Here is a 26,278-nt window from a genome sequence, read left to right on the forward strand (position 1 = left end):
CTGCAAGTAACTTGCAGACCTTTTTTACAGCGATAAACCAAGCAAATTATTCTGCTGCAGTTTCTTCCGCTAGTGCGGCACCTGACTCTTCAGCCAAGGCCTCTTTGATTGACAACTTAATACGGCCGCGCTGATCAACATCCAAGCACTTAACCTTAACAACCTGACCCTCTTTAAGATAGTCAGCAACGCTGTTTACGCGCTCTTCTGCGATTTGGGAGATGTGTACCAAGCCGTCTTTACCCGGCAAGAAGTTGATGAAAGCACCAAAGTCTACGATACGCACCACAGTACCTTCGTAGATTGCGCCTATCTCCGCTTCTGCAACTATACCCAATACACGATCAACCGCCGCTTTCAGTGACTCGGTGTTGTCGGCATAAATTTTAACGGTACCGCTGTCATCGATATCAATTGATGAGCCAGTCTCTTCGGTAATTGAACGGATAGTAGCGCCGCCTTTACCGATGATGTCGCGGATCTTGTCGGGGTGAACTTTGATGGTTTCAAAGCGCGGGGCGTTATCGTTGATAACATCGCGGCCCTTGGCCAATACTTTGTTCATCTCGGCGAGAATGTGTAAACGCGCGGCTAGAGCTTGCTCTAGGGCGATCTCCATAATCTCTTCGGTAATGCCTTCGATCTTGATATCCATTTGCAGTGCAGTCACACCGCTTGCGGTACCGGCAACCTTAAAGTCCATATCGCCTAGGTGATCTTCATCGCCCAAGATATCGGTAAGAATGGCAAAACCTTCAGGCTCTTTTACCAAGCCCATAGCAATACCGGCAACCGGTGCCTTAAGTGGAACGCCTGCATCCATCAACGCCAAGCTAGTGCCGCACACCGACGCCATAGAGCTTGAACCGTTAGATTCAGTAATTTCACTTACCACGCGCAGGGTGTAGGGGAAGCTGTCGGCAGCGGGCAATACCGCCGCCACACCGCGACGCGCCAAACGGCCGTGACCGATTTCGCGACGACCGGTTGCGCCCATACGACCACACTCACCTACCGAGAAGGGAGGGAAGTTGTAGTGCAACATGAAGGCGTCTTTTTTCTCGCCTTCAAGGAAGTCGATGATTTGTGCATCGCGCGCGTTGCCCAAGGTTGCAACAACCAAGGCCTGGGTTTCGCCGCGGGTGAACAACGCAGAACCGTGCGCTTTACCCAACACACCCACTTCTACTGAAATTGGACGTACGGTTTTGTTGTCGCGGCCATCGATACGCGGCTTGCCCGCAACAATGCTTGCACGCACTGTGCGGTATTCCAAGGTGCCGAACGCGCCTTTTACATCATCGCTGCTCAAACCTGACTCTTCAGTCACCAAGGTCGCAATAGCTTGGGTGCGCAAGTCGCCCAAGCGGGTGTAACGCTCAGCCTTGTCAGTAATGCGGTAGGCTTCAGCAACGGCTTCGCCGTAACCACTTACCATGGCAGCCTTCAGTACAGTGTTTTCTGGCTCTGGCTGCCAATCCCAACGCGGCTTACCCGCATCGCGTGCCAATTCGGCACAGGCTTGCACTACGGCTTGCAGCTCTTGGTGAGCGAAAAGTACGGCGCCCAACATGATGTCTTCTGGCAATTCTTTTGCTTCAGACTCAACCATTAGCACGGCATCTTTAGTACCGGCTACAACCATATCTAGCTCAGAAGTGGCCAGCTCAACAAAACTTGGGTTGAGGATGTAACCTGCGTCTGGCGTATAAGCCACGCGCGCAGCACCAATTGGGCCACTAAAAGGAATGCCAGAAACAGCCAAGGCTGCAGAGGTACCGATCATGGCAACAATATCAGGATCGTATTTTTTATCAGTAGATACAACGGTACAAACTACTTGTACTTCGTTCAAAAAGCCTTCTGGAAACAGTGGGCGAATTGGACGATCGATTAAGCGTGAGGTCAGGGTTTCTTTTTCTGACGGACGGCCTTCGCGCTTGAAATAACCACCGGGGATACGACCGGCAGCGTAGGCTTTTTCTACATAGTGCACAGACAGCGGGAAGAAATCCTGTCCGGCTTTAGCGGTTTTTGCACCTACAACGGTACACAGTACGGAGACTTCGCCCATGGTGGCTAATACAGCACCTGAGGCTTGGCGCGCTATGCGGCCAGTTTCAATGGTTACGGTTTGGTTGCCGTATTGGAACTTCTTAATAATCGGATTCACTCTTCTATCCTTTTTTTGCGTTAATTTTTACGCGCCATTTCAGTTTGTTTGTTCAAAACATGCTTTTACTATTCAAAATCACATCGAATCAAGATCACAACGAGCCGGGATCACTTCAACTTATTTTTTCGCATCCTGCACTTTAGCCTTAATTGACTGTGGCTTTACGACCATCCATGTTTTTTGCGATTGAAAATAAAAATGCCCGCATAAAGCGGGCACCGGACAAACTTAACGACGCAGACCTAATTTTTGAATCAGAGCAACGTAACGTGAAGCGTCTTTACCTTTCAGGTAGTCCAACAACTTACGACGGGCGTTAACCATACGGATCAAACCGCGACGTGAGTGGTGATCAGCCTTGTGAGAGGCAAAGTGACCTTGCAACTTGTTGATGTTGATGGTCAACAGAGCAACTTGAACTTCGGGTGAACCAGTGTCGCCTTCAGCTTGTTGATGTTCTTTTACAATTGCCGCTTTTTCTAGAGCACTTAAAGCCATGATAGTTTCCTCATTAATATGCAAAAAATTACAGCCCGCCCGCGCATATTTACAGGTGGGTTGTGGCGCTGATTATCCCTACAAGGGATGTCAACACTGCCTTTTATCACTCAGCCGAGGCTAAGTAATAAATTTGAGCTAGCCCTCGTTAACCGAGCGGTTAGCAATAATACGTTTAGGTGCGACACGACCATCATCAGTAATTTCTGCCAAGCCTAAAAACTGAGCGGATGAGTGATCGGTTTCTGCACAAAAGACGCGCACAATAGCATCTTGCGCCTTAATCTTAAAGGCCTGCGCGTCCATTACGGGGTTACCCAAGCGGAAATAATAGGCACTACTTTCGGGTAAATAGATAGCGGGCAAGCTTGCTACGGGGGCATCGGCACTCAGCAAATGCGTATCAAGTGCCGCATAGGCTGCCGATTTATCAGGCAAAGTATCAATATCTCCCTCTGCAACTACCGGTAAAGCCGCCTCAAATTGCGCATTCAAGTCATCTAAGCTGATGCACTGGCTTTCATCAAACAAGCCTGCTGCCGAGCGATGGAGCGTTTTAACATGGCCACCACAACCGAGAGCAAAGCCCAGATCTTCGGCGATTGAGCGGATATAGGTGCCTTTACTGCAGCGAATATCTACATCGACTTCTGCCAGCTCACCACCGCGAAACGCGAGCAGTTCTATAGCATAGACGGTGACAGGACGCGGTGCCCGCTCAATTTCAATGCCTTGGCGCGCCATCTTGTAGAGCGGTTGCCCTTGATGCTTGAGTGCCGAGTACATAGGCGGCACCTGCAAAATATCGCCTTTGAACTGCTCTAAAGCCTCTAACACTTGCGCCTGAGTAATCGCCGCCGCCGATTTTTGCACCAGCATTTCACCGTCAGCATCGGAGGTGCTCATGGTCATGCCCAGCACAAAGGTACTGCGATAACGCTTATCGGCATCCAGTAAAAACTGAGAAAACTTGGTCGCCTCGCCAAAACATAAGGGCAAAACCCCGGTTGCGAGAGGATCCAAACTGCCGGTATGGCCTGCCTTTTCAACGAAGAACAAACGCTTTGCACGCTGTAATGCTTGGTTAGAGGTCATTCCCGTTGGCTTATTTAACAGAAGAACACCGTCTACTGGACGGCCTTTACGCCGCGCCATTAGTCTTTACCGCTGTTTGAGTCATCGTCATTTGCAGCAGCTGGCTCGTCATCGTCATGTGGATGCTGACTGTCTTCTGCCATTGCGCGGTTAATCAAAGACGTTAATTCCTGCCCGCGAATAGCAGTTTTGTCATAAATAAACTGCAACTTAGGCACCGAGCGCATAATGAGTTCTTTAGCCAAAAAGCTGCGCAAAAAGCCCGCAGTCTTATTTAAGATTTTTGCAGCCTCTAAGCTTTCCGCTTCGCTTTCAGCGCCCACAAAAGTGACATAAACCTTGGCATAAGCCATATCGCGCGTCACTGTCACATCATTAATATTGACCATGCCCACGCGCGGATCGCGCACTTCTTGGGGAATAATTTGCGCCAACAGGCGCTGAATAGCATCGGATACGCGATCCGAGCGAGTAAATTCTCTTGGCATTCGCCATTAACCTCAAAATTATCTTTGCGCAAAAACGCAAATAACCAAGGCGATTATAGACTGCAGGCTATAAATCAACCTGAACAGCCACTCGCGCCTAAGCATTAAAAATAACAAAGCCCCGACACAGTTAAGTGACGGGGCGCAGGTGTCGCATCACCTAATTAAAGGTGACGTGCGACCTCTTTCACTTCGTAAACTTCGATCTGATCGCCGACTTTAACGTCGTAGTTCTTCACGCCGATGCCGCATTCAACGCCATTACGCACTTCATTGACATCGTCTTTGAAGCGGCGCAGAGATTCCAATTCACCTTGGAAAATCACCACGTTGTCACGCAATACACGAATAGGCTTGCTCCGCGATACAGTACCTTCTACCACCATACAGCCAGCAACTTGGCCGAATTTAGGCGAGGTAAACACTTCGCGGACATTGGCAATACCCACGATGGTTTCAACGCGTTCTGGATCAAGCATGCCGCTAAGTGCCGCTTTGATTTCATCAAGCAATTGATAAATGATGCTGTAGTAACGAATATCTACACCCTCATTTTCCGCCAAACGACGAGTAGTACCATCAGCGCGCACGTTAAAGCCCATCACAATCGCACCGGTAGTCAGGGCGAGGTTGATGTCATTTTCTGTGATGCCACCGATACCCGAAGAAATAACGTTGACCTGTACTTCTTCATTACCTATGTCAGCCAAAGATGCTTGAATTGCTTCGAGTGAACCGCGTACATCAGCCTTAACAACAACAGGCAGAATTTTCTTCTGGCCCGAGTCCATACCAGCAAACATATTTTCCAATTTAGCCGCGGTGTGACGCGCAAGCTTTTCTTGGCGCTCTTTCTCGGCGCGGAACTGTGCAACTTCACGTGCTTTGCGCTCGTCCGTTAGCACCACGAAGTCATCACCCGCACTTGGTGCAGAATCCAGACCCAAAATTTCTACCGGCGTAGATGGACCCGCTTCTTTTACGGTTTGACCGCGTTCATCCGTCATCAAACGCACGCGACCATAGCTTTGACCCGCAAGAATCAAGTCGCCCTGATTCAAGGTGCCCTGCTGTACCAGCAAGGTTGCTACGATACCGCGGCCTTTATCGAGACGCGATTCAATAATCACACCCTTAGCCGCAGAATGCGTTACCGCATTCAATTCAAGTAACTCAGCCTGCAGAGAAATCGCTTCCAGCAACTCATCCACACCTTGACCCGTGTGCGCAGATACTTCGATAAACTGAGTATCACCACCGTAATTTTCAGGAATTACACCCTTAACGACCAACTCGTTTTTCACGCGCTCTGGATCAGCACTAGGCTTATCGCACTTATTAATAGCAACCACTATAGGTACGCCAGCAGCGCGGGCATGCAGAATCGCTTCTTCGGTTTGCGGCATAACACCGTCATCCGCAGCAACGACTAGGATAACTACGTCAGTACACTGGGCACCACGAGCACGCATCGCCGTAAACGCGGCGTGACCGGGAGTATCTAGGAAGGTAATTTCACCACGGCTTGTCGGTACGCGGTAGGCACCGATGTGCTGAGTAATACCACCGGCTTCGCCAGCGGCAACCTTAGCTTCGCGAATGTAATCAAGCAGCGAGGTTTTACCATGGTCAACGTGACCCATAACGGTAACCACTGGCGCGCGCTGAATTAAATCACCTTCAACCGCCAGTGACTTCTCTAACGCATGCTCAATTTCATCTGAGTGAACAAGATTCGCTTCATGACCCATCTCTTCAACCAACAACACGGCCGTGTCTTGATCGATAGATTCATTCATGGAGGCCATTACGCCCATTTTCATCAAACGCTTAATAACTTCGCCAACCTTAACGGTTAAGCGTGATGCCAATTCAGACACCAGAATTACTTCTGGCACATCAACTTGATGCACAATTTTGGCAGTCGGCTTTTTAAACGCATGTTTGTTGTGCTTTTTATGGCTAGCACGTAAGTGCGTACGACGCGCTAATACATCGCTGTCTTCACCATCTTCTGCAACAAAATCAAGCAGATCAATTTTTGCCGCTTTTTTCGGGCCGCCGCCTTTCTTCGCTGGCTTTGCTCCGCGTTTGCGAGACTCATTATCATCGCCATCATCGCTATCACGCTTGTGATTTTTCTTGTGACCGTGGCCGCCGTGCTTGGTATCTTCTTTGTCTGCAGGCGGAGCCACTACGGCAACACTTGGCTTACCGCGCGCTGGACCGCTGCGATTTGCATCAGCAGGCTTAGCCGCTGGTGCAGGCTTATCGCTTTGTACCTTAGCTTGACGCTTAGCGTCTTCCGCAGCCAACTTAGCTTCTTCACGCGCTTTAGCTTCAGCTACACGTGCAGCTTCTTCGCCCTGACGGCGCTCAATGGCCGCACGGCGTTTCTCTTCAATGCCATCAGTGAAGGACATACGATGCGAAGGAGCTTCAACTGGCGCCGACTCTTCAGCAGCAACCTCTTCGACGACAGCGGCGGCTTCAGGCACAACTACTTCTGCCACCACCTCGACCGGTGTAGCCTCAACAACAGGCTCTGGGGCTTCAACAACCTCAGTCTGCTCAATATCTTCTTCTACCAGTGCTGCATCTGCCACTTCATCCTCACGCTTAACGTAGGTGCGTTTTTTGCGCACTTCAACATTTACCGTTTTACGTGCACTTCCCGTACCGGTTTTAAGTGTGGTGGTCGTTTTACGCTGCAGGGTTATTTTTTTAGGCTCCAGTGGAGCCTCACCATGACTGGTTTTCAAAAATGCCAAGAGGCGCTGCTTTTCATCGTCAGATACTTTTGCTTCTGCGGTTTTTTGCTTAAGGCCAGCTTCTTGCATTTGCTGGAGCAAGCGCTCGACCGGTGCACCTATAGATTTGGCGAGTTCGCTAACTGTTACTTCTGCCATTGTTTTTCCTCAGGAATTGTTCTTTGCCTACTAGGCCGCTAATCAGAGCTGTTAGGCAAACCAGGGCTCACGCGCTTTCATAATGAGTGCTGCAGCACGAGTCGCATCAACACCATCGATACCAAGCAATTCATCAATTGACTGCTCGGCTAAATCTTCCATTGTCACTATGCCGCGGCCCGCCAGTAGAATTGCCAAGGCTGAATCCATACCTTCCATTGCCAGCAAATCCTCTGCTGGTGCCACACCTTCAATACGCTCTTCTGAAGCCAAGGCTTGCGTTAAGAGCGCATCTTTCGCGCGCGCGCGCAACTCTTCAGCTATATCTTCATCGAAGCCATCAATGTTGAGCATTTCCTCGAGCGGAACATAGGCAACTTCTTCCAGCGTAGTAAAACCTTCTTCAACTAAAACTGCCGCAACATCTTCATCAACATCTAATGCATTCATGAACATATTGATAAAGCTGCCAGATTCAGCCTCTTGCTTTGACTGCCAATCAGCAACGCTCATGACGTTGATACTCCAGCCAGTCAAGTCGCCCGCAAGACGCACATTCTGACCGCCGCGACCAATTGCCATCGCAAGATTATCTTCATTAACAGCTAAGTCCATAGAGTTAGCATCTTCATCAACAACGATTGACTCGATCTCTGCGGGTGACATAGCGTTCATCACGAACTGAGCAGGGTTATCATCCCAAAGCACAATATCAACGCGCTCGCCGCCCAATTCATTAGAGACGGCTTGTACGCGCGAACCGCGCATACCTACACAAGCACCCACCGGATCAATACGACCATCGTTGGTTTTTACCGCAATTTTCGCCCGCAAACCTGGATCGCGCGCAGCGCCTTTAATCTCAATAACTTCTTCAGAAATTTCAGGCACTTCAATTTTAAAGAGTTCAATCAACATCTCTGGGCAAGAGCGGCTCAAAAACAATTGCGGCCCGCGCACTTCAGTACGCACATCCAACAAGAGCGCACGAATACGATCACCCATACGGAAAATCTCGCGACCAATCAATTGATCGCGCGGCAAAATGCCTTCCGCGTTGTTACCTAAGTCGACGATAATGCTATCGCGCGTTACTTTTTTAACAGTGCCGCTAATCAACTCGCCCATACGGTCGCGATACTCATCAACCATTTGCGCGCGCTCAGCTTCACGCACTTTTTGTACAATGACTTGCTTAGCCGTTTGCGCTGCAATACGACCAAATTCGGCATTTTCAATTTTTTCACGAAAAGTTTCACCAACATTAACATCAGCATTTTTTTCGCGAACTTCTTCAACATAAAGCTGGGTACCCAACTCTGCCATGACATCATCGGCAACCACATCCCAACTACGGAAAGTTTCATAGTCTCCGGTAGTGCGATTGATATGCACATCAATGTATGAGTCTTCTTCGAAGCGTTTTTTCGTGGCTGTTGCCAAAGCAGTTTCTATCGCTTGGAAGATCAGCTCCTTATCCACGCCTTTTTCATTCGATACCGCATCAGCGACGAGCAAAATTTCTTTGTTCATTTGTTTGCCTCTGTTAACTCCTCAAGCTAGCGCAGTTAAAACTCACTAGATAACCAGGACTAAAAAATTTCGATCTTGGATACAGCCGCTACATCGAGCTTCGATCAAGATAAAAATCACTGTTTTAAAATTTATTTATCGTCGATGCCACGCAACAACTCTTCAAAGCGCGGCACTATATTGGCCTTGTCGATAGCACTTATAGGCAACTGCCACTCTTGATTGTCAACCTGCACAAACAGATTGCCATCTTCCACTTTATTAATAACACCTTTAAAGCGACGACGACCATCGCGCGCAACGCGCAGACGCGCATTAATAGTTTCACCCAAATAGCGCGCATAATGTGCTTCGGTATACAGCGGACGATCCAGACCGGGAGACGACACCTCGAGCGTATATTCGCCATCGATAGGGTCCTCCACATCCATCACGCTGCTCACTTGACGACTTACTTTTTCGCAGTCTTCTAGCGACACACCATTTTCAGCATCAATAAATATGCGCAGGGTGGTGTAGCGACCCTGAGTTAAATATTCCAAGCCCCAAAGTTCGCAATTGAGCGAAGCGGCTATGGGAGCAATCATTTGCTCTAAAAGTTCTTGCTTAGATGCCATTCAAAAAAACCTGTTAACTGCAGATGCGCAGATAATGCTAAAGCCCAAAAAACAAAAATGGGCACTAGGCCCATTCGCAACAATACAACATAAATCGCCACAGGCCACTGTGGTTGAGACCACAGCACCGCTCAGGCTGCTACAGTCTCGGAAAACAAATACAAAAAAGCCCCATAAAGGGGCTTCTCGCATTCAACCTGCCTCTTGAAGCTGCAGGTTAAATATAATCTACATGGCGATATGCTGAAAACCCAGTCATCTCAACCTGACTTAAGGTGACTAATACTACCCTAAATCGAAATTTGGTTGCGGGGGCAGGATTTGAACCTACGACCTTCGGGTTATGAGCCCGACGAGCTACCAAACTGCTCCACCCCGCGACTGTAACTCAGATTTGCGCAAGCGCTTAACCGAGGCCGCGAATTATAGGGACAGATACAGAGTCGGTCAAGGGAAATAACGAATAAGTCGCAATTAGCTGGCACATCGATCAACCAACACCCAAGCCGGTCAAATTAGTAGCAAGAAACCCGTACAATGGAGGATATTAGGCTTGGCATATGTCAATTTGATGATTCAAAAACCTAATTCCATGTTCCATGGAACACTCAACAGCACCAAGCTCAGCATTGCCATCTAAAAAAACATTAGGCCTTTTGATTAAGCAAACTACCTAGACTGGAAGGAGACTGAATAACCCCTATTTCTATTAAACGACGATTCAAATCAATATTTTTTTGGCCCAGGCTTCCAAATAACTCCGCCCGTGCACGCCGCTGATCCAACTGCAGCTGCTCATCCGCAAAGCGCGCCTCCTCGCGACGAGAAGCTTCAGCCTCTTGCTTAACGGCCTCTGCCTCTCGCTCTTGCTGCTGCTCCACAGTATCTACATCCGATCCCGCGCTAGCGCCAGCCTCTAACTGCTCAGAACCCTCTTCTTTTTGGGCCACATCTTGGCGCTGACCCGATTCGATTGCACGCTGTTGCTGCAGCTCGATACGCGCCTCTTGCTCCAACTGCACCGCTTGCGCTGCCACCATGCGATCCTGCCCCGAAGGGTCTGCAGGTGCATTGGCTGCCCGCTGAATTTGTTGCGCTTTTCGCAGTGTTGCCTCGGGGTCGCCGGGAATAGGACTGGTATCGATAGAGACCTCCCCCCCTATCGCATAACTTACGCCATCAGGGCCGCGCTGATAAGTATAAGACGGACTACCACCATGCTGACCCGCAATAGCCGCATGCGCCTGCTCATGGGCACGCACTTCGCGGTCGCGCGCGGCCAAAGCTTGAATTTGATCGCGCTCAACCTGCTGACGCTCTTTCTCTTCAACAGACTCACTGGCTTTATTAGCCGCCTCACCTTTACCAGCACCTGCGGCCGCTTCACCCGCCGACTGTGCGCCACCGCGACCGACACGATCTTGCTCTGCATCTTGATTGGGGGCATCTTCAGGAGGACGTTTATTTTGGCCGCGCGCCGCTTCCGCAAGCTGCTCGGTAGGCTTGAAACTAGAAGACTTTAAATCGCTGTTTTCCTGACTCACAGGCGCACGCCCCATAGGCGCATAGGGCGCCAAGGTATTTACGCTGCTACCGGGAATACTGCTAATCATCGCTGCCTCCTCCGACGCAACCTTAAGCTTTGATATCCAACAAAGTCCCTATGGACTCATTGGCTGCCTTAATCACTTTTGCAGAACTATCAAACACCTGCGATTGCGCCTTGATGTTAATTAAAGGCTCCGCCAAATCAGTAGATTTACTATCAGTCGGTTTAGCGCTGCTTGCCTGTGCAATCTGCTGGGCAGACTGCTGAATGGATGATTGACTATTTTGTATGCCAATCAAACCTTGAGTTACTACAGAACCTATATCCATCATCGCGCCCTCTTGAGATTCAAACCATTCACTAGAAAAGCGTATTTAAAACACTCCTCCTAGCGTTCTTAACAGTTTACGCCCGAAAACGCACAAAAAACAGGCGACATTGCCACCAAGCTTGCCGCTTTTAAGATCAGTTTGGCTTAAGAAAACTCTGAATATAACTGCCCTTACTCGGCAGTAAAGCGCACATCTGCCGCAACCTGCCGCTGAGAAACTTTTTGAACCTGCTCAAAAACGCTCTGGGCAGTGAGATGCAAGCGACTGTGAATAGGAATTCCCGCTGCCTGCAGCGCGCGCCCACTCCAGGTATTGCAATTACTGAACAAACCATAGCTTTGCGTAGCTTTGAAAAACTGCCCTGCATCCGTCACATAGGCAGGCAAAAGAATAAGTTCATCCTGCTCATTCACTAAAAAAGATTGGTCTATATACGCCACTAAAGCGCCCATGGCCGCCTCGGTGATCATCAGCGGCGCTATGGTCTCTTTTGGAATGGACAAGTAAGGGCTCGTCTTGTAGCCAATCAATTGCAACGCAGAATACTCGGAGGCGAACAATGCCTTGGTTGCAGCACCCAAGGTTTTACTTTTGCCGGTAAAATAGGTGCCATCGCCCCACCCCACGCGAATATAACGCTGCCCACTCAATGTCGCTTGCAGCAAGGGGCTTTGAGGCGCGAGCTTGCTATAGCGCAAATAGGTATCAGTATTTAGCACTATGCTGGTATGCCAATCGCGATAGACAAATAGAATTTGATGTTCGAGCTCCAGCAACGGGATTTCTTTTTTTGCAGGCGCAAAACTACAACCCGCACAGAGCGCCCAGCAGCTCATCCAGATCAATGCTACCCAGCGCCGACTGCGCATCATCGCTTTACACATTTTTTAAGCCTCTAAGGCCAAGCTATCAAGCTGTAAATAAGTCGCAGCTGATGCGGGTGATGCATCATTTAGCCAGGGCACTACCCCCAAACAAGGCGCGGCGATTCGCTCTTGCAGTGCCTGTATATTTTCTTGCTGCGCAGGCATATCCGGCGCAATGCAATTAGCTACCCAGCCCGCAACCTGCAGACCATCGCGCTGAATGGCTTCTATGGTTAGAAGCGCATGATTAATACAGCCCAAGCGCACACCCACCACCAAAATCACCGGTAAATTTAATTCGCGCACTATATCGGCGAGGGTTTCGCGCGGGTTAAGCGGAACCCGCCAACCACCCGCGCCCTCAACCAAGGTAAATTGCGCGCTGTGCAACACCCCACGACATAAACCCACCAGGCGACTGACCGACAAACTGCGCTTTTCTTGCAACGCCGCAATGTGTGGCGCTATGGCCGCCGCCAAAGCAATGGGATTAACTTGCTCGTAACTGAGCTGTTCCGTTATGACCGACTGCAAAAGCAGCGCGTCAGCATTGCGCAAACCCAATTCAGTTGCGTCACAACCTGCAGCCACAGGCTTCAAGGCTGAGGTGGTTAAGCCGCGCGCTTTCGCCGCCACCAACAACCCCGCCGCGACGAGCGTTTTACCCACATCCGTGTCGGTGCCCGCGATAAAAAATGCATGTTTTCTCATAGAAACTCTCTAGCTTTAGTAGCGGCGAAATAAATCACCTCGTAGGTGGCAGGCAAACCCTGCTGGTTGCGCGCATGCTCATAGGCATTTTTGAACGCCTCAATACGCGCACGCCCAGTAAGCCCCGCGGGCTTACCCGAATTCATATTGTGTGCGCCCAAAGCCTTCAATTCACGGGTTAAATCTTGCAGGCGCTCAAAGTGCAGCACACGCATCTCTTGCTCAAGTTCGCACTGAACCAAGCCCGCTACCCTTGCAGCATCAGCCAATGAGGCTACCGGTTGAAAACGGTTCACATGAACATACTGATCTACTTGCTGCCACGCCGTTTTTAATTCGTGAAGCGTACGCGGGCCAAGTGTCGCCAACAATAAGCGCCCCCCCGGTTTTAACGCCCGCTGTAATTCACGCATCAACTGCGGCAACTGATGACACCACTGAATCGCCAAGCTCGAATAGATCAAATCAAGGCTGTTATCCGCAAGCGGTAAATTTTCTGCATCGCCACACAGCCACTGAATATTTTCTTTGTTCGAACTCACCGCATCCGTCAACTGCGCCGCATACTGAAGCATACCTTGGGCTATATCCATTCCAACAATATGTTGCTGCGCAAAACGCTGCGCCAAATGGCGAGTAAAAAAACCCGTGCCAGAGCCGAGATCCAAAACACAGGCCCCAGCCTGTAACTCAGCAGGCAATTGCAACATAAGTTTTTCACCTATGGCGCGCTGCAGGCCTGCGACCTCGTCATAACTTTTGGCAGCGCGACTAAAAGATTGTGCAATTTTTTGTTTGTCGATGGTCGCGGCCGGCACTGCGCCCGCGTCAGCGATGCTCAACAAAAATGCCTTTAACTCCTGCATCACAACATCCGGCTGGCTCCAATGCAGCGCATGGGAACATTGAGGAAGCAGTTTTACCTGCTGCTGCGGATTTAATTCACGTAATTGTTCCGCCGCGACCGCAGGCACTAGCGCGTCCTGCTCCGCCAAAAGATGCAGCCCAGGTTGCGTCAGCTGCGCAAAAGCGCTGCGATTATCTAAGCACGCCAGCAGTTCAAGCGCAGCCAGCCACGATGGATTCACTAGAACACTGGGCAATGCGCGCCACTGTTTTAATCGCTGACGCTCTTGCGGGTCGGTTTGCATGATGAGGCTGCCAAAGATTTTTAAGGTCGACTCAGGCTCGGCAGCAAAGTTGCGCAAAAACTGACGATTCGTACTCGCGGGCATGGCGGCGGCATAATCGCGGCTGGCGACAAATTTTGCATTGGCCGCCAGCGTTACCACACCAAGAACCCTGTGGGGGAAACGCGCGGCCAATTGCACGGCCAACATGCCTCCTAAGGACCAACCCAGCAAAATACTTTTGTCAGGCAGCTGCGCGACAATGGTATTTAAAATATTTTCAAGGTCATAGTTTTCTGGCGCGATACTGCTACCAAAACCCGGCAAATCTATTGTGACGACTGGCGCAATCTTTTGCAGCTCAGTGAGAATCGGCAACCAGCTTGACGAGTCTCGCCCCCAGCCATGCAAGAGCACCAAGGGCACAGCCGATAATGACGATTCAGACAAACAAGGATAATGACGCACAGCCAACATGAACTACTCTTCCTGCGCCGACATAGTTGAAGGTGATATAGGCAGCAATGGCATTTGCTGCAAAATATCAGCGAGCGCGCTGAGCAGATCATCCACTTGAACCATGCTGTGCTCTGCGGTGAGGGTGACGCGCAAACGCGAACTGCCGACCGCAACCGTGGGCGGGCGAATCGCAATAATCAAAAAGCCGCGCGCCGCCAGCGCATCTGATATCGCAAGCGTTTGGGTTTCCGAACCAATAATGATGGGCTGAATCGGCGAAAAAGAATCCATCAACTGCAATCCCAAGCGCGCTGCGCCCGCGCGAAAATACGCGATTAATTGCTGCAGGTGTTCGCGCCGCCAGTGCTCCGTTTGTAATAATCGCAAACTCACACGCGTCGCCGCGGCGACGGCTGGCGGCATAGCCGTGGTGTAAATATAAGGGCGCGCGAATTGTATTAGGGTTTCAATGAGCACCTCACTGCCCGCGATAAAAGCACCAAAGGTGCCGAAGGCTTTACCGAGTGTGCCCATTAATATCGGCAGTTCATCTTGATTTAAGCCAAACTGCTCAGCACTGCCACCGCCATGGGCACCCAAGCAGCCAAAACCGTGGGCATCATCCACCATCAACCACGCATTATGCGCGTGCGCCAACCGAGCCAATTCCGCAAGTGGCGCGCAGTCGCCATCCATACTGAAAACACCGTCGACCACAATAAGCTTGCGCGCCGCTTGAGTTTTGGTTAACCGCGCCGCTAAATTTGCTACATCATTGTGTAAAAAACGCTGAAAGCGTGCGCCGCTTAATAAGCCCGCATCTAACAGAGAGGCGTGATTTAAACGGTCTTCAAAAATGGCATCGCCCTTGCCAACTAAGGCCGTGACAGCACCCAAGTTCGCCATATAACCGGTGGAAAATAACAAGGCGCGCGCGCGGCCCGTAAATGTCGCCAGCTCTTCCTCTAATGCGTGATGCTCACTTGAATGACCCGCCACCAAATGCGAGGCGCCACTGCCCACACCAAAGCGCTGCGCTGCTGTTTGCAGCGCGGCAATAACATCGGGGTGATTGGCGAGGCCTAAATAGTCATTGCTGCAAAATGCCGTGTAGGTTTTTCCATCGACGACAAGTTGCGCAGTTTGGGGGGATTGCAGTATACGCCGCGTGCGATAGCGGTTTTCCGTATGGCGCTGCGCAAGGGCTGGGGCGAGCGCCTGATCGAGAGAAGAGAGAGGCGTGTTTTTAAGGTTCACGTTAGGGTCATTAATAGCGCGGCGGCTATTCCAAATTTAAGCTGCTGTTAACAACCCTTAAGCTCACCCGACCAATCGAGGATTGGCCACTTTATCAACGCGCTTTTGAGTTCGAACAACGAACGTTCGACTCAAAATCTACTAACAAAAAAACAGGCGGCACAAAAAGGTTAATCGAAATAACTCATGAAATTAACAGTGAAGGTATTGCTGTTAAATTCACCATTGGTGGGCGTATTGGCATCCAGCGAGCGCCAATTTTGCCACTGTAAGCGCACCCCAGACTCCCGACCTGTACGAATATTTACCCCGACAGCGCCACCGTAATTTAAACCGAACTCCGATTCAGAACCATAGTCACTATCACTGTTGGGATCGCCAAAATAATCCACATCATAGTCAAAGTTGGTAAAGGAGCCACCCACACTGGGGCCTGCAAAAAAACTCACTTGATCGCCTACAGGCAACTGCAGAAAAGCACTCACGCCCAGCGTGGTTACAGTCCAGCGATTCGTTGTGGTTTTTCGGTAGGTGTTGTCGGTGTTAAACGCATCATCTTGACCATCAGACAGTAATCCCTCCAATGCCGCATCTACTATATGCCCAGCACTGAAAGACGTGTCAAAGCTCGCTTCAACGGCGAAATAATCTGACAGCTCATGCCCAATCAATCCGTGCAGTGCAACATTGGGCTGAATACAATCACCACCGAAAAAGCTGGCTTGGTACTTAGTTCGGCACGCTTCGGAATAACCCATACCGAAACCGCCATAATTTTCTGCCTGCACCGCCACTGAACTGCTCACAAGCAGCAAACCCGCCATAATTAATCTCATCACGATTTCCTTAATGTGTATCCGCGACCTAGAGCACTTGAACCAGCGCCAAACCACGCGAGCTTAATTGCGTTTGAGTGAATCTCATCTGAACGACGGCTCTAAGCGCTACTCGCTGAAAAGCGACTCGACGGCAATACGAATACAGAATCCTTTTTCGAGCGCTGAGCACATTGTTCTTTCAGGTGCTCAGCACTAACGGGGCGACTTATTTGGCCGCGTTGTAAAAAAACTCATCCAACTTTGCTTCTTGCAATTGATTAACAATAGCGGCTTGCTGTTCAGTTTCATCTTCATGCACCTCATAAGACTCAGGTTTGATGCCGAGCTTTTTGAATAATTGCATGTCTTTATTGGCTTCAGGGTTGGGCGTGGTGAGCAGTTTTTCGCCGTAGAAAATAGAATTGGCACCGGCAAGAAACGCCATAGCCTGGGTTTGTTCGTTCATTTGCTCGCGCCCAGCAGAAAGGCGCACATGAGACTGTGGCATGACAATACGAGCAACCGCGATAGTGCGAATGAAGTCGAAGGGGTCTAGATCCGCTTCGCTTGCCAGCGGTGTACCCTCCACTTTTACCAGCATATTGATAGGTACAGATTCGGGATGCTCAGGCATATTGGCGAGCTGCTGTAACAAACCGGCGCGATCGTTTTCCGCTTCACCCATACCTACAATGCCGCCGCAGCATACTTTCATGCCTGCGCTGCGCACATTGGCGAGCGTATCCAAACGGTCTTGATAGGTGCGCGTGGTTATAATTTCACCGTAGAATTCTGGCGAAGTATCAAGGTTGTGGTTGTAGTAATCCAAGCCCGCGTCAGCGAGAGTTTTGGCTTGATCTACATCGAGCATACCCAAGGTCATGCAGGTTTCCAGGCCGAGGGATTTAACGCCCTGCACCATAGTCGTAACATAGGCCATATCGCGGTTTTTGGGCGAGCGCCAAGCGGCGCCCATGCAAAAGCGGGTTGCGCCGCTGGCTTTAGCTGCCTTTGCCTCTTCGATGACTTTTTCCACTGCCATTAGCTTTTCGCGCTCAAGGCCGGTGTCATAACGCGCCGATTGCGGGCAGTAGGCGCAGTCTTCTGGGCAGGCACCAGTTTTGATGGAGCAGAGGGTGCTCACTTGCACTTCGTTTGGGTTGAAGTGCGCGCGATGTACACTTTGTGCTTGAAACATTAAATCGCTAAAGGGCAAGGCGAGAAGCGCGGTAATTTCAGCGCGACTCCAATCGTGGCGAGTAAGTGGCTGGGTCGATAAACCTTGAGGCTGGGCGCTGGCGTTCATGGGATAGTCCGAAAGAGAGGCATGAATTAAGATGAGCCTATCTTAGCGGAGCCAATATAGCTGTCAACCTAAAAAGAGTTGCAAGGTTTACTAATCTCCCATGCCTTGATTGCGCGCGAACCAAGTCAATCATCTAACATATCTAAAGCTCGCCCTTGCAACCGACAGGCTGCTAAGCTACTTGCTGACCCCCATCATCACCCAGCCCAGAAGGATTCTGACTATGCTGCTACGACTATTACCGCAACAGTGCGCGCAACTCCACCGACTTGGCCCGCAACTTAGGCATCAACTCGGTTGCCGAAGCGGCCAGCTCTTGGAACTGTTGTTACCTAGCCCTTGCTTATTATGTGGTGCGATCAAATCAGCCGCACCGCTCAGCCCGCTTATCTGCCACCCCTGTTATACCAGCTTGCCGCGCCTCGACCAGCATCCTCACCTGTGCCAGTGCTGCTCACTACCACTGCTAAGCGCCGCACCTCTATGCGGCCAATGTCTTGAGCAGCCACCCGCGTTTAGTCACAGCCAAATTCCTTTTTATTATGCCCATCCGCTCGATGCGTTGATTCATCGTTTTAAATATCAACACCAACTCAGCAACGGCAAATTATTGGCGACACTGATGGCCGAACATTTAGCGCACCTAGCACCCGATCAAATGCCGGATTTAGTCATTCCTGTACCGATTCACTGGCGCAGACGCTGGCAGCGCGGGTTCAATCAAACTGAACTCCTCGCACACCATCTGGGCAACTCCTTTAACTTGGAGGTCCTCAATGCCTGTCAGAGCCCACTGCCTACCCACTCCCAGCAAGGGCTTAAACGTAGAGAACGCCTGCAGAATTTACGCCGCGCCTTTAGGATGAAACCTTCCGCCAAGGCCCGAATTCAAGGTGCGCACATTGCCCTTGTGGACGATGTTGTGACTACCACCGCTACGGCGCGCTGCTTAAGTGAACTTTTGCGTAAGCAAGGCGCCCAACGGGTGGATATTTGGGCGCTCGCGCGCACGCCAGAGCATTAATTGATGCGGTAAATTTCATATATTTAAAGAATGAACAAGGTTGCGCACAACGTGAATCTGGCAAGCAACAAGACTGAACTGACAAATCTTGTTACAGTCCAGCGCAAATAACCGCTAAGATCCATCGCAATCGTTAGGTTCGCATACACAACATAGACGTATATCATCGACACACAACATAGGCTCTTATGAAATTTGCACCCTTGGCGCTCGCCGCCTTATTGACAGGCCTTAGCATGGCCAACTTCGCGCAACAAGCTGCCAAAAACGCTGACAGCAATGAACCCTTACCGCCACCCTCGACCGCCGCACAACAACTGTATGCCGCCGCCGCGGGAGATTTACTGCAACTGCGAGTGCTGCTTAAAAATGGCAACAGCCAGTCATCGGTTGGCTCGGGCTTTTTAATCGGCACCAGTAATTTAGTGGTTACCAACTTTCATGTGGTATCGCAAATTGCCCTCGAGCCAGAAACCTATTACGGCGAGTACAAAGACACCCAAGGCAATAGCGGCTCCCTTGAATTATTGGCCGTTGATGTGCGCCACGACCTCGCGGTAGTGCGGGTAAAACCCCACGGAACAGGGTTCTTTAAGGTGCCCGCCGCCAGTGACGGTAAATTAGTAAGCCTAAGCCAAGGTGAACACCTTTACTCTTTAGGCAACCCGCTCGATTTGGGCTTTACCATTTCCGAAGGGACTTATAACGGCTTGAGCAGCCGCGGCTTCTCCGATCAGCTGATGTTTACCGGCCCGGTAAACCCCGGCATGAGTGGTGGCCCGAATATCACCGTCGACGGCCAAGTGGCGGGGGTGAATGTCGCCCATCGTCGCGATGGCGAGCTGGTGAGCTTTTTGGTGCCCGTCCGCTTTGTGCAAGAACTGCTCGCGCGGGTGACCAACAGTATGTCGCCACCAAAAGATTTCAAACCGATTATTGGTAAGCAGTTACTGGAACACCAAGCGGTGATGGTCGATACGCTGCTGGAGAAACCTTTCAGCATTAAAGAACTGGGACCCTACCGAGTACCCGTGCGTGAATCGGATCAGGTGCGCTGCTGGGGCAATGCCAATGCCACGCCCAAAAAACCCTACACAGTGGCCAATATCAACTGCTCTATGGAGTCGGAAATCTTTGTGTCTGGCGATTTACAAACTGGCCACATCTCCATGCGTCACAAATACTTGCGCAACAAGCGCTTAACCGCCATGCAATTCGCTCAGCTCGCCACCAACGTGTACGACAATCAGGTATATAGCACCGCGAAAAGCGACACTATCACCCCAGCGGAATGCACTGAAGAGTTTATCCATAACAAAAATATTCGCCTGCGTGCCCTCGCCTGCGCCGAGGCCTATCACAAATTTAAAGATCTCTACGATTTCACCTTGATCACTGCCAGCACCGACGACAGTCAAATGAGTTTACAGAGCATGCTCAATATTCAGGGCGTATCCTATGCCAATGGCATTAAGTTGATCAGTCAATTTATTCAGGATATGGACCGCGATCTAACAATAAGCGACACAGATTCGAAACCCAAAGTACCGGCTAAGACCAAAAAAACCGATGAGGCTTCCCAAGATATTGCCCTCGATACTGCTGCGCAGGAGGTGCAACCATGAGCCTAAGCCTGCCTATTTTCGTTGAAATTGTAACGCCCGATGGCGATGTAAAGTCGCGTCAGAAAATTGATCGCCTGCCGGCACGTATTGGTCGCGCCTACGATAACGACATCATTCTCGACGACCCTCACACGGCGGCACATCACGCTCAGCTGGAGCAAAACCAGTTGGACGAGCTGATTATTACCGACCTCGACAGCCTCAATGGCATCAGCCTCGATCATCAGCGCGCCGGTTTTTTTGTGGTGGACGGCGCGCACAGCTACCGCCTCGGTCGCACCAGTTTAAGGGTGCGCAGTCACGATTATGAAGTCGCCCCCGAAGTAATCGACCCCACCAATCATCACTGGGAGGGCTGGCTGCCCGCGCTCGCAGGTAGCGCTCTATTGATAGTGACAGGCCTGCTCAGCACTTGGCTCGCCGACCTCAACGAAAGTAATTTGAGCAAATACCTACTCGACTTAATCAGCCTGCTGGGGCTCGCCATAGGCTGGAGTGGTATTTGGGCTATTTTCAGCAAGCTCTTTACCGGTCACTCTCGCTTTGGGCGACACCTGTTTATCATCAGTTGCGGCGCTGCCGTACTTGAACTGTGGGATCACCTCAGCAGTATGCTTGCCTACGCCTTGAGCTGGGAAAGCCTCGCCAAATTTAACAATCATCCGGTGATTTACCTCTGCGCGGTAATACTTTATTTCCATCTGGTCACCAGCGGCAACAAGCGGCCGGGGCGATTAAAGATTTACCTTGCCGTGTTGGCAGTCTTTATTTCCGCCATCACCATGACCAAACATTATCAAGCCAGCAGCCATCTATCAGACGAGTTGTATATGGGCGTAATTTACCCACCCGTACTGCGCCTGAGCAGCGACCAAAGCCTCACCGAGTTCACCACAGAACTTGGGAAACTCAAAGCCAAGGTTGATCAAAGTCGCAAAGACACTGCGGATAAAAATGCGATTAAAGACGCGAAGACTAAAGCCTTAAAAGACAGCGAGGATCAAACAACTCCAACTTCCAGTCAACAAACCAGCTCTGCGGATGCGGATGCGGATGCGGATAAAATATTGCCCTAGGCAATAGACATTTTCGGTAACACAGGCCTGAGCTAATCATGCGTAGCTCAGGCCTGAACTTAAATTGACAGTGACCGGATATACGCCAACCTTTTTCCCCTCGCTACTCACTACATGCGCAATTCCCCGTTCAATCACAAAAGCACATAGACACCCCCTCTTCGGCCACCTAAAATAGCGCCCTCTTAGCAAGCCTCACTCATCCTCCCAGATAGGTAACTCATGGGTAATAAAACCGCTCTCTACGCAACGCATCAACAGATGGGTGGCAAACTCGTGGATTTCGGCGGCTGGGATATGCCGCTGCATTACGGCTCGCAAATTGAAGAGCACCATAAAGTGCGCCAATCAGCAGGCATGTTTGATGTATCCCACATGACCGTGGTCGATATAACTGGCGCTGATGCCAAGGCTTATTTGCAATATTTGCTCGCCAACGATGTCGCCAAAATTGACACCATGCTCGGCAAAGCCCTATACAGCGGTATGCTGAACCCTGCAGGCGGCGTTATCGATGACTTGATCGTCTACAACATGGATGGCTGGTACCGGACCGTGGTCAACTGCGGCACCCGTGAAAAAGATTTGGCCTGGATGACAAAGGTCGCTGCAGACTTCGCTGTTGAACTGAAAGAACGTGACGATTTGGCAATGATTGCCATTCAAGGCCCCAAGGCCATAGAACTAACCAAAAGCGTCGTCACCCCTGCTCGCGCCGACATTATCGACATACTAAAAGTATTCCAAGGTTTAGCCGCCGCAGATTGGTTTATAGCGCGTACCGGCTACACCGGTGAAGATGGTCTCGAAATCATGCTACCCAACAGCGCAGCTGGCGCTTTTTGGAGTGCCTTGGCCGACGCTGGCGTTGCCCCCTGTGGTTTGGGCGCACGCGACACATTGCGTCTTGAAGCGGGCATGAATTTATACGGACACGAAATGGATGATAATATTTCGCCGCTAGTCGCCAATATGGGCTGGACTATTGCTTGGGAACCAAGCTCTCGGGATTTCATTGGCCGCGTAGTTATTGAAGCTGAAAAGGCCAAGGGCATCACACACAAATTGATCGGCCTCGTTTTACGCGAGCGTGGCGTACTGCGTGCAGAACAACAGGTAAGCAGCGCGGGCACCACTGAAAAAGGCATCATTACCAGCGGGACTTTTTCCCCTACCTTGGGCTATTCTATTGCCTTGGCACGCGTCCCCGTCACTGTCGGCAACCAATGCGATGTGGAAATGCGCGGCAAGCAAGTCACAGTAGACGTCGTTACACCTAATTTTGTTCGTCATGGTAAAGCGCTGGTTTAATTTTCAGCGCGCCGCCAGCTTCAATATTTTTTACACCTTATTATTTATTACATCTTTTGATAGGAAATAGGACCATGAGCGATATCCGCAAAGAATTGAAATACCTCAGCAGCCATGAATGGGCGCGCCTTGAAGAAGACGGCACCGTAACCATAGGCATCACCGATCACGCACAAGATGCCTTGGGTGATGTGGTTTATGTAGAGACGCCAGAAGTGGGCACGCGCGTTACTGTTGGTGAAGAAGCCGGTGTGGTTGAATCCGTTAAAGCGGCTTCGGACATCTACTCACTGGTATCGGGTGAAGTTGTCGCCGTTAACGAACTGCTGCAAGATGCACCCGAAACCGTTAACAGCTCGCCCTATGACGACGGCTGGTTCTTTCGCGTTAAACCTGACGACCTCTCCGAGCTCGAAGAAGCCATGGAAGCAGAAGATTACCGCGAGCTGCTAGAAAGCGACGAATAATCGCTAGCATTAGAAAATGTATTCATAAAAAACGCGGCACAAAGCCGCGTTTTTTATTGCCTGCATGATTTGAAGCGTCAGCTTATTTTGACCCATAAGACTTAACGCACAGCGCGGATTTCTTGTTGAATCGCCTTTAAATCACGCGGCCAAGGCCCCGCATCACGCTGCGCAGATGGCAAGCCAGCAATGGCCTGCCGCGCTTGAGCGGTACTGGCAAAATGCCCCTTGATTACCACGAACCAATCTTTGCCTAAACGCTTGCTTTTAAACATCAACAACTCGCTCTTGTTGGGCTGTTGCGCCATATAATCCTGCGCTGCTTTAGCATTACTAACACCCAACAATTGAATTGTGTAGTGGGCCGCTGGCCAAGCCAAGATAATTTTTTCCTGCGCGGATTTACCGCTGCTTCCTGTATTTTTTGACTCAGTTTGATGGGGCTTATTTTGCGTAAATACCGGTACAGGCTTGGGGGTAGTTTGTGCAACTTCAGAAACTCCAGGTGCGGGCTGAGCAGCAGGTGTAACTTGGGCGACCTGAGCCGGAGCAACAGCAACCTCGGGCTTTTCCAATTGAATCTGCCCACTGCCAATATTATTCGCCGACTTAGGTAATTCCGCTAAAGGAATAACCTCCTCAGGCGCAACCGTTAATTTCTGCACTACAGGCTCCTGCCCTACACTAGGCAAAGACGGCAATATCGGCTCAATAGGTGTATCACCGCGTGTGAGATCCCGCTCCCGCGTAGCACTTGTGGCAGCGGGCAAAGGCACTGCTATAGGCTGATTTATCGCAGCGACTGAAGGCACAGCAGCACCAGACTTGTCTTTGTCATCACCGTCCATATAGAGAAAGAGTATGCCGACTAAGGCAATCAACATGGCCATGGCAATTATATGAAGTACAGGTAGCGGTCTGCGCATAGCACCACGCTTGGGCATAACCGATTCAAGTAAGCGCTCCTGCGCTAGCAGGTGTACCACCCTCAAATCACCTTGGGCTTCGCGCCACCAAGGGTCGACCATAGACTCAGTAAAAATTTCTGGCCCTAAATAGTCCGCCATTTCCATGCGGAAATTGAGGTAATCAACCGTTTCAGCGAGACTAAATGGCTGCAAGCTGAAGTCGTTAATCAGTAGCGATGCGCCGCCTATTCGCTCAGCGCGCCCCAGCAGTGAATACTCACCAAAACAAACAAAGTGCAGACGCGTTTGTTGTGGAAAACTTTGCAACAATGAGGTGATAACCTGGATCGTTTTTTCATCGAGAAGATGCGCATCATCCAACACCACAACCGCAAGACCTTCTTCCTCTGGCGGCTGCTCGCTAGCAATAAAATCCTCTATCACTGACAGCAAATTTTCTGCCGTAGGCAAAGCCTCTAGAGGTAATTTCAAAGATTGCACAACGGTTAACAACAACTGCTCTAGTGTTTGCCCTGCGCGCACGCTAACAAAACAAATAGTATCCGCTTCGGTGAGCGAATCCATAAAACCATGTGCTGTGCGGGTTTTACCAACGCCATATTCCCCAAGAACCAATAAGAGACTACTGCTGAACTGACAGAGGTGCAGCAACTGCTCAAGTAGTTGGCGGCGCCCACCTACGGTAAATAAAGGGAAGGAGTAATCGTTCGTAAAAGGATCTTCGGCTAAGCCATAACGCTGACGATAGTCCGCTAGCAATTGCTCATCAGATGATGAGTTCGCCTCTTCAAATAAACGAGCCTGAGGCGAGTCATGTGGTTCATCTAACAATCGATAATCAGACTCTGCCCGCATTGAGGGTTCTTTTGACATAGTAAAAACTCTAAATACTAAAGTGCCATTTTAAATCCCAAGACCAATAGCCAACCAATTCAGCCTTGCAATAATAAAAACTGAGATGAAAAAGTTAAAATGCTGTCCAGCAGCTGAGAAATTAACTTGCCTTGCAGGCCTCAAAGGTCTGCTGCAATAAAGGCAACTCTATATCGCTAGTCACTATGGCTTTGCCCATTGCCTCAAGTAACACCAAACGCAAACGACCATCGAGCACTTTTTTATCGACCCCCATCAGTTCCATAAACTGCGATGGAGACATGTCTGCGGGAGCTTTGGTCGGTAACTTTGCGCGAGCCAACAGCGTTAATGTACGCTCCAGATCCGTATCACTCAGCGCACCCCGCCGCCAAGAAAGATCTGCGGCCATAGCCATGCCCGCACCAACAGCTTCACCGTGCAGCCAATTACCATAGCCTTGAGCAGTTTCGATCGCATGGCCAAAGGTATGACCAAGGTTTAAGATGGCCCTAATACCGCCTTCAAATTCATCTTGCGCAACAACTTTGGCTTTATTCTCACAAGAGCGTTTCACCGCATAAGCTAAGGCTGCAGGATCACTCGCCATAAGTTCATCCATATGCTCTTCTAGCCACAGAAAAAACTCATAGTCACAAATTAATCCATACTTAATAATTTCGGCGATGCCCGCAGACAATTCACGCGGAGGTAGGCTCTGGAGCACAGAGGTATCAGCAATAACACAACGCGGCTGATAAAAAGCGCCGATCATATTTTTACCCAGCGCATGATTGACGCCCGTTTTACCACCGACAGAAGAATCCACCATCGACAACAAAGTCGTGGGAACCTGAATAAAATCCACTCCACGCTGATAACAAGCCGCAGCAAACCCTGTCATATCACCAACGACACCGCCACCCAATGCAATTAGCGTGGTAGTGCGATTGTGACGCGCACTAAGAAGCCCATCAAAAATATTATTGAGCGTATCGAGATTTTTAAAGCTCTCGCCATCAGGCAAAATGACCGACGCCAGAGAAAACTCATTTAAACTATCAGTAAGCTTCTGCAAATAAAGAGGCGCAACGGTTTCATTGGTTACGATACAAACTTGGCTAGCACGGATGTGCTGGGTAATAAGTGATGATTGACCAAGCAGCTGTTCACCAATATAGATCGGGTAACTGCGGTCATTTAAATCAACGGTTAACACCTGCATAGAAACGCCTTCTAAAACAATATAT

22 protein-coding genes and 1 tRNA gene are annotated in these 26,278 nt (G+C 50.2%); 5 read left to right on the forward strand and 18 right to left on the reverse strand.

The window, feature by feature from the left end; all coding sequences use genetic code 11:
* Nucleotides 1-46: 46 nt before the first annotated feature.
* The 16 genes from pnp to bioB all read right to left on the reverse strand — a co-directional run bounded on the left by pnp (nucleotide 47) and on the right by bioB (nucleotide 17,744).
* The gene (gene pnp / locus AC0KUT_RS18000; RefSeq protein WP_488831775.1) at nucleotides 47-2,173 is read right to left on the reverse strand and encodes a polyribonucleotide nucleotidyltransferase; all 2,127 of its coding nucleotides are present in this window, start codon (nucleotides 2,171-2,173) and stop codon (nucleotides 47-49) included.
* Nucleotides 2,174-2,404: 231 nt separating this feature from the next.
* Complete coding sequence (gene rpsO, locus AC0KUT_RS18005; RefSeq protein WP_488831776.1) at nucleotides 2,405-2,674, reverse strand: 30S ribosomal protein S15; 270 nt, start codon at nucleotides 2,672-2,674, stop codon at nucleotides 2,405-2,407.
* Nucleotides 2,675-2,812: 138 nt separating this feature from the next.
* Complete coding sequence (gene truB, locus AC0KUT_RS18010) at nucleotides 2,813-3,829, reverse strand: tRNA pseudouridine(55) synthase TruB (RefSeq protein WP_488831777.1); 1,017 nt, start codon at nucleotides 3,827-3,829, stop codon at nucleotides 2,813-2,815.
* Nucleotides 3,829-4,257, reverse strand: coding sequence for a 30S ribosome-binding factor RbfA (gene rbfA / locus AC0KUT_RS18015; RefSeq protein WP_488831778.1), 429 nt, complete (start codon nucleotides 4,255-4,257; stop codon nucleotides 3,829-3,831). Before rbfA ends, truB begins: the two co-directional genes overlap by 1 nt.
* Before the next feature lie 164 nt (nucleotides 4,258-4,421).
* Nucleotides 4,422-7,166, reverse strand: a complete 2,745-nt coding sequence (gene infB / locus AC0KUT_RS18020) for a translation initiation factor IF-2 (RefSeq protein WP_488831779.1) — start codon at nucleotides 7,164-7,166, stop codon at nucleotides 4,422-4,424.
* 51 nt (nucleotides 7,167-7,217) lie between these two features.
* On the reverse strand, nucleotides 7,218-8,699 hold the full coding sequence (gene nusA / locus AC0KUT_RS18025; protein ID WP_488831780.1) for a transcription termination factor NusA: 1,482 nt from the start codon (nucleotides 8,697-8,699) through the stop codon (nucleotides 7,218-7,220).
* A 131-nt stretch (nucleotides 8,700-8,830) separates the two neighbouring features.
* Nucleotides 8,831-9,316, reverse strand: coding sequence for a ribosome maturation factor RimP (gene rimP, locus AC0KUT_RS18030; protein WP_488831781.1), 486 nt, complete (start codon nucleotides 9,314-9,316; stop codon nucleotides 8,831-8,833).
* Nucleotides 9,317-9,619: 303 nt separating this feature from the next.
* Nucleotides 9,620-9,696 (reverse strand) — tRNA-Met (locus AC0KUT_RS18035).
* A gap of 267 nt (nucleotides 9,697-9,963) precedes the next feature.
* The gene (locus AC0KUT_RS18040) at nucleotides 9,964-10,929 is read right to left on the reverse strand and encodes a putative metalloprotease CJM1_0395 family protein (protein ID WP_488831782.1); all 966 of its coding nucleotides are present in this window, start codon (nucleotides 10,927-10,929) and stop codon (nucleotides 9,964-9,966) included.
* A gap of 22 nt (nucleotides 10,930-10,951) precedes the next feature.
* Nucleotides 10,952-11,197 (reverse strand): hypothetical protein, encoded by a 246-nt coding sequence (locus tag AC0KUT_RS18045; RefSeq protein WP_488831783.1) that lies wholly within the window; start codon nucleotides 11,195-11,197, stop codon nucleotides 10,952-10,954.
* Between the two features lie 170 nt (nucleotides 11,198-11,367).
* The gene (locus tag AC0KUT_RS18050; RefSeq protein WP_488831784.1) at nucleotides 11,368-12,081 is read right to left on the reverse strand and encodes a DUF2459 domain-containing protein; all 714 of its coding nucleotides are present in this window, start codon (nucleotides 12,079-12,081) and stop codon (nucleotides 11,368-11,370) included.
* Nucleotides 12,082-12,084: 3 nt separating this feature from the next.
* Complete coding sequence (gene bioD, locus AC0KUT_RS18055) at nucleotides 12,085-12,774, reverse strand: dethiobiotin synthase (RefSeq protein ID WP_488831785.1); 690 nt, start codon at nucleotides 12,772-12,774, stop codon at nucleotides 12,085-12,087.
* Nucleotides 12,771-14,381 (reverse strand): malonyl-ACP O-methyltransferase BioC, encoded by a 1,611-nt coding sequence (gene bioC / locus AC0KUT_RS18060; protein WP_488831786.1) that lies wholly within the window; start codon nucleotides 14,379-14,381, stop codon nucleotides 12,771-12,773. The genes bioD and bioC overlap by 4 nt, the downstream gene beginning before the upstream one ends.
* A 3-nt stretch (nucleotides 14,382-14,384) precedes the next feature.
* The gene (gene bioF / locus AC0KUT_RS18065; protein ID WP_488831787.1) at nucleotides 14,385-15,620 is read right to left on the reverse strand and encodes an 8-amino-7-oxononanoate synthase; all 1,236 of its coding nucleotides are present in this window, start codon (nucleotides 15,618-15,620) and stop codon (nucleotides 14,385-14,387) included.
* Nucleotides 15,621-15,790: 170 nt separating this feature from the next.
* Nucleotides 15,791-16,456, reverse strand: a complete 666-nt coding sequence (locus tag AC0KUT_RS18070) for an outer membrane beta-barrel protein (protein WP_488831788.1) — start codon at nucleotides 16,454-16,456, stop codon at nucleotides 15,791-15,793.
* Between the two features lie 208 nt (nucleotides 16,457-16,664).
* Nucleotides 16,665-17,744, reverse strand: a complete 1,080-nt coding sequence (bioB, locus tag AC0KUT_RS18075) for a biotin synthase BioB (RefSeq protein WP_488831789.1) — start codon at nucleotides 17,742-17,744, stop codon at nucleotides 16,665-16,667.
* A gap of 223 nt (nucleotides 17,745-17,967) precedes the next feature.
* On the opposite strand from bioB, the gene AC0KUT_RS18080 reads away from it, so the two are divergent.
* From AC0KUT_RS18080 to gcvH, 5 genes are all read left to right on the forward strand, one after another.
* The gene (locus AC0KUT_RS18080; RefSeq protein ID WP_488831790.1) at nucleotides 17,968-18,768 is read left to right on the forward strand and encodes a ComF family protein; all 801 of its coding nucleotides are present in this window, start codon (nucleotides 17,968-17,970) and stop codon (nucleotides 18,766-18,768) included.
* Nucleotides 18,769-18,956: 188 nt separating this feature from the next.
* Nucleotides 18,957-20,393 carry a S1 family peptidase gene (locus AC0KUT_RS18085; RefSeq protein ID WP_488831791.1) on the forward strand — a complete coding sequence of 479 codons (1,437 nt, stop codon included), beginning with the start codon at nucleotides 18,957-18,959 and terminating at the stop codon, nucleotides 20,391-20,393.
* Nucleotides 20,390-21,469, forward strand: a complete 1,080-nt coding sequence (locus AC0KUT_RS18090; RefSeq protein ID WP_488831792.1) for an FHA domain-containing protein — start codon at nucleotides 20,390-20,392, stop codon at nucleotides 21,467-21,469. Before AC0KUT_RS18085 ends, AC0KUT_RS18090 begins: the two co-directional genes overlap by 4 nt.
* Before the next feature lie 222 nt (nucleotides 21,470-21,691).
* Nucleotides 21,692-22,780 (forward strand): glycine cleavage system aminomethyltransferase GcvT, encoded by a 1,089-nt coding sequence (gcvT, locus tag AC0KUT_RS18095; protein WP_488831793.1) that lies wholly within the window; start codon nucleotides 21,692-21,694, stop codon nucleotides 22,778-22,780.
* Between the two features lie 74 nt (nucleotides 22,781-22,854).
* Nucleotides 22,855-23,247, forward strand: coding sequence for a glycine cleavage system protein GcvH (gene gcvH, locus AC0KUT_RS18100; protein WP_488831794.1), 393 nt, complete (start codon nucleotides 22,855-22,857; stop codon nucleotides 23,245-23,247).
* Between the two features lie 101 nt (nucleotides 23,248-23,348).
* Here gcvH and AC0KUT_RS18105 read toward each other — a convergent pair whose 3' ends face one another.
* Nucleotides 23,349-25,049 (reverse strand): SPOR domain-containing protein, encoded by a 1,701-nt coding sequence (locus AC0KUT_RS18105; protein ID WP_488831795.1) that lies wholly within the window; start codon nucleotides 25,047-25,049, stop codon nucleotides 23,349-23,351.
* Between the two features lie 121 nt (nucleotides 25,050-25,170).
* Nucleotides 25,171-26,253 (reverse strand): 3-dehydroquinate synthase, encoded by a 1,083-nt coding sequence (aroB, locus tag AC0KUT_RS18110; RefSeq protein ID WP_488831796.1) that lies wholly within the window; start codon nucleotides 26,251-26,253, stop codon nucleotides 25,171-25,173.
* Between the last annotated feature and the right edge of the window lie 25 nt (nucleotides 26,254-26,278).

Source organism: Cellvibrio sp. 25HG11W-0 (genome assembly GCF_057815475.1).